This window comes from Vibrio sp. 10N.222.48.A3 (assembly GCF_041475345.1).
Classification (GTDB): Bacteria; Pseudomonadota; Gammaproteobacteria; order Enterobacterales; family Vibrionaceae; genus Vibrio; species Vibrio tasmaniensis_A.
On sequence record NZ_JBFRVX010000274.1, the window covers coordinates 1 to 4,940 of the forward strand.

6 protein-coding genes are annotated in these 4,940 nt (G+C 43.7%); 1 reads left to right on the plus strand and 5 read right to left on the minus strand.

The genetic code is table 11. The features are described 5' to 3' along the window. The 4 genes from AB4653_RS08995 to AB4653_RS09010 all read right to left on the minus strand — a co-directional run. Positions 1-1,056: methyl-accepting chemotaxis protein (locus AB4653_RS08995; RefSeq protein ID WP_372103900.1), on the minus strand; the 1,056-nt coding region annotated here is incomplete at its 3' end. After that, positions 1,049-1,465 carry an MCP four helix bundle domain-containing protein gene (locus AB4653_RS09000; protein WP_133151964.1) on the minus strand — a complete coding sequence of 139 codons (417 nt, stop codon included), beginning with the start codon at positions 1,463-1,465 and terminating at the stop codon, positions 1,049-1,051. The genes AB4653_RS08995 and AB4653_RS09000, both read right to left, overlap by 8 nt. Positions 1,466-1,906: 441 nt before the next feature. Further along, positions 1,907-2,782: an NAD(P)-dependent oxidoreductase gene (locus AB4653_RS09005; protein WP_009846048.1), complete on the minus strand. Its 876-nt coding sequence runs from the start codon at positions 2,780-2,782 to the stop codon at positions 1,907-1,909. 12 nt (positions 2,783-2,794) lie between these two features. Beyond that, positions 2,795-3,697: a LysR family transcriptional regulator gene (locus AB4653_RS09010; protein WP_009846047.1), complete on the minus strand. Its 903-nt coding sequence runs from the start codon at positions 3,695-3,697 to the stop codon at positions 2,795-2,797. Positions 3,698-3,781: 84 nt separating this feature from the next. Here AB4653_RS09010 and AB4653_RS09015 point away from each other — a divergent pair, with 84 nt between their 5' ends. Next, on the plus strand, positions 3,782-4,033 hold the full coding sequence (locus AB4653_RS09015; RefSeq protein ID WP_009846046.1) for a DUF2798 domain-containing protein: 252 nt from the start codon (positions 3,782-3,784) through the stop codon (positions 4,031-4,033). Between the two features lie 179 nt (positions 4,034-4,212). Here AB4653_RS09015 and AB4653_RS09020 read toward each other — a convergent pair whose 3' ends face one another. Then, complete coding sequence (locus tag AB4653_RS09020) at positions 4,213-4,929, minus strand: YebC/PmpR family DNA-binding transcriptional regulator (protein ID WP_009846045.1); 717 nt, start codon at positions 4,927-4,929, stop codon at positions 4,213-4,215. Between the last annotated feature and the right edge of the window lie 11 nt (positions 4,930-4,940).

The following is a 4,940-nucleotide window of genomic DNA, read 5'->3' on the forward strand; positions in this document are numbered from 1 at the left end:
AACGGCACTTTGCTCTTCTGATGCCGTAGCAACAATGGCATTCACTTCTGAAATACTTAAAACCTTTTCTGATATCGAATGAAAAGATTGAGCAAGCTCATCGGTCGTAGACTTTGTTAAGCGCATCAGTTCAACGTTTTTCACCATAGATTCATCCGCTTGCTTAGATTGGTCTTGTAACTGCGCAATGATTTCTTGAATATCGATAGTCGACTGCTGAGTTTTCCCAGCCAAAGCTCTTACTTCATCAGCAACAACAGCAAACCCTCTTCCTTGTTCACCGGCTCTAGCCGCTTCAATCGCGGCATTAAGCGCTAACAAGTTAGTTTGCTCAGAGATGTTCTTAATTACCTCAACAACACTGCTGATACGCTCTGAGTGCTCTCTAAGTAAATTCACGACCGTTTGAGTTTCTGATATTGATTCAGAAATTTCTTCTGTCGTGTCAGTTGAGTTTTTCAATGTTCCATGGCTTAGCTGAATAATGTCATTCGCTTCCATTGCTGACTGCTCAGCTCTTTGTGCGTTGTCAGCAACGTCTCTCGCTGTTGAAGATAACTCAGTCGCGGCCGTCGCGATTTGCTCTACCGATGATAGTTCATTCAAAGAGTTACTCTGGGATCGCTCTATCAGAGCTAAAGACTCTTCTTGCTTTTGGTTAATTGAATTCATGCTTACACCTGCCTGTGACAGGATATCATTCAATTTTGCAGACAGTTGAGACAAAGAATCTGAAATAGTGTCGAGCTCATTTCCACCCTCTTTCAATTTAACGTCCGATAAACGTCCATTCTCAAGGGCTTTAATCCAATTTACGATCAATGGTAAATTTCTCAATTCTCTTTTCACTAGGAAATAAGATGAACCAGAAGCAACGATAGAAGAGAAAAGAACCAACCACCATGAGAAAGAAGAGTTGGACTCTAAAACTGAATCAGAATGGGCTAATTCTTCCTTAGCGACGTCCAATTGCAATGAGATCAATTCACCAAGAACACCTCCCATATCATCGACAAGGAGATAAAGCTGAGTGATCATCTCAGAATCATCAATCATCAATCATCATATTTCTATGTTTATCAAGAATTAATGGTACTTCTCGCTCTACCTTATCTATTTTAAGTTGAAGCTCTTTTGCCAACCCCTCTTCTTCTCTTGTTAGCTGCGTTGCCAGATAATGAAGGAATAGCTCATGAGCCTCTTTCATCGCAACAGAAACACCAGAATAAAAAGCCGCCTGCTCTATCATTCCCACATGGTATTTATTCGCCGCATCAATCACGCTTACCGCATACAAATCCGAAATGCTTTTCAAATCAGATAACGGAATGACTCGGTCCTCGTACACAGAGTGAAAACTGTCCATAACCTCATTTGAGGTAGCTTCGCTTTTTAAGTTGCTTACAACTAAAAAGATAGAAAAGAGCAGTGGAACTAGAAGAAGCTTTGTTGATATTGATTTCATATAATCCTGAAAAATAATGCATGGGAATTTACTAATAATGATAATTATATCACGTTTTTTTATTATTTTATCATTGACTTATAAGCCAGCCACCTAAACAGGCCAGTTCAGGCAGTGATTATTTCTCAACTATTTTGTAATGAAATGGCAATATAATTCAAACAATTAAACAATTCACAGCATAGAGCGAAGTGAAATTGATACAGATCTCGCAGCACACGAACGGTGCTGATGGACTTTCAACCAAAACAAGCTTACAACCACTTACATTGTTGAAAAATATGTTATTTTTCTTTTTGATTAAAAATAAAAAATAGCCGCTAGTTAGCGGCTATTTTGTCAAAACAGAACGAAGCTTCGACGACTTTTAGTCTCTCTACTTAATCTCGTCTACTATTCAAATTCTTCTATTTCTTAGTTTCTTCTACTTTTTCGTCTCTTCTACTTCTTAGTCTCTTCAACTACGGCTTTCATCAATACCGAGGTATCCATGCGGCCTTGTCCTTCCGCAGACAATGCCTTGTAAGCGTTGTTGGTTTTTTCGGTCAGTGGAAGTTGGATGCCTTGGCGCTCAGCTTCATCTAAGCAGAAACCTAAGTCTTTGATCATCCAATCAATGGCGAAGCCGAAATCGAACTTGTCTTGCGCCATTGTGGTCGCGCGGTTTTCCATCTGCCATGAACCTGCTGCGCCGTTTTTAAGGCAATCAACCAGAGTTGGGATATCCAAACCTGATTTTTCAGCAAGTACCAAGCCTTCAGATAAACCGTTCAATACACCCGCAATGCAGATCTGATTGACCATCTTTGCGCGTTGGCCTTGGCCGACTTTACCCATCAGAACTGACGACTTACCGTAAGCTTCGAACACAGGTTGAAGGTCGTTGAAAAGCGCTTGTTCGCCGCCACACATGATGGTTAGCACGCCGTTTTCTGCGCCCGCTTGGCCACCAGACACTGGCGCGTCCATAAAGCGAACACCAGCTTGCTTCGCTGCCACTTCAAGCTCTTCAGACAGCACAGCAGACGTTGTAGTGTGGTCGACAAGAATCGCGTTTGGCTTCATTGCTGCCAATGCGCCTGTTTCGCTGGTTGTCATGCTGCGTACGTCGTCATCATTACCTACACAAACCAATACCACGTCAGCTTCTGCGACACACTCAGCCACAGATTCTGCCGTTTTACCTTGGTGTTTATCAGCCCAGTCTAATGCTTTGTTGTGAGTGCGGTTAAACACCGTTACTTCAAAACCGGCTTTGACTAGGTGGCCTGCCATTGGGAAGCCCATAACGCCTAGCCCGATAAAACTTACTTTCATTTCTTTCTCCTTTTATTTGACCAAGTCATCGCTATGAAAAGATCGAACACTCTCAATCAACGCATCAATAAGCAGGGTCAAAGCCTTTGGCTGATATTTTCTTTCTTTGTACACTAAATACGCTTGGCGATCACCCCGATGATACTCAGGGAGCACTTGAATCAAATTCATCTCGGGGGATACATGACGAAAAGGCAATGAAGCAAGCCCCAAGCCTTTTTGCGCCGCGGCCGCTACCGCATGAATATCGTTGACAATAAACTTGGGTTTAATCGTGATCATCTGCTCTAAGCGGTCGGATTTGTAGAGCGGCATATCAAACACATCATCAACGTTGATCCAGTCTTGAAGCTCTAGGTCGTCCGGATTTTCAATCGTCTCACGCGAATCTAAGTATTCTTGGCTCGCGAAAAATCCGTGTTTGGCTTTGAAAAGTGGACGAGCAATCATGCCTTCCATCTCTGAGATCTTAAACGTGATCAGTAAGTCACGGTCGGTCTGCGGGATAAACTGTTGCTGGCTCAAGGTAAGATCGAGCTGAACGTTCGGATATTGAGTGAGGAATTGCTCTACCATCGACCTTAAAAAGCCACTATAGAAGTTGTGAGGTACGGCGAGCTTTATCTTGCCTTGAATAGCGTCACGCTCTTCTAGCAAGCTATTAAAGCCCTGATGAATCGACTCCATGCCGCTGCTCAGTGCAGAAAAGGCCGCCTCGCCGTCTTTGGTGGCCACCAGCTCACGACCTTTCTTTTCTAAAAGTCGGATATTCAGGCGATCTTCCAATGCGGTTAGCCTACGCGACATAGTCGACACTGGGAGTTGCAGCCGTTTAGAAGCCGATAGCAAAGAGCCCTCTTCAACCACTGCACAGAATAAGAACAGATCATCAATGTTTCCAAATATGGAATTCATACTTCTATATGTGCCTATTTTTCTCATTAATGGATAGATGTAACCTTATCTCATCAACAACAGAAAATCACGGGAGAACACAGTATGAACAACAAACAATTTTGGGTAACCGCGATTTTATCCTCCCTGACCATGGCGACTATCATGTCTGGGTTAATTTCTGGCTACAAAATGGGATTCAGCCCCGAGTGGCCGCCAATCTGGCTGCAAAGCTTTTTCATTGCTTGGCCGTGTGCTATCACGCTCAACCTCACCGTGCTTCCTTTGATCAGAAAACTCTCAGCATGGATTTGTCGCCCGAGAGCGCTTTACATACCTGAGGTCACGGAACGATGATCAAGGGCTTATGCTCTAGGAGCTATGATCTAGAAGCTGCCATCAAGGGGCTGCGATCAAAGAGTCATGCTCACGGATAAACGTCTGAATTACGCCCATAAAAAAACCGAGCACTAGGCTCGGTTTTTTGTATTCTACATTCTACTCACAAGAGCAAAGCTATCAATTATAGATTGATATTACAGCTCAGCGTTGTGGTAAACCTGCTGAACGTCATCACAGTCGTCAAGCATGTCTAAGAACTTCTGGAATTTTTCAGAATCTTCTTCAGCTACTGGCGTAGTTGTTTGAGGAACGAAAGTGATTTCCTCAACGTCTAGCGTTAGGTCTGGGAACGCAGCGTTTAGTGCTGTCTTCGTTTTGAAGAACTCAGTCGTTGGAGCGAATACAGTGATAACACCGTCTTCTAGCTCAACGTCAGTCACGTCTACGTCTTCCATCATTAGCGTTTCTAGGATGATCTCGTCATCTTCGCCTGCAAACTGGAATACAGCTTGGTGAGCGAACATGTGAGAAACAGTACCTTCAACACCGATTTTCGCGCCAGTTTTAACGAAACATTGGCGAACGTCTTGGAAAGTACGGTTACCGTTGTCAGTTAGACAGTCAACGATTACGCTTGTGCCACCTGGGCCAAAACCTTCGTAACGAGCTGGTTGGAAGTCTTCACCGCCGCCGCCGTTCGCTTTATCGATCGCTTTGTCGATAACGTGAGCGGGTACTTGGTCTTTCTTCGCTTTAGCAATCAGGTGCTTAAGAGGTAGGTTCATGTCTGGGTCAGAGCTACCGTTCTTAGCCAGTACGTAAATCTCTTTACCGTATTTAGAATAAACTTTAATTTTTGCGCCTGCAGTTTTCGCCATTGAGGCCTTGCGCACTTCAAAACTTCTTCCCATCGGGATCTTCT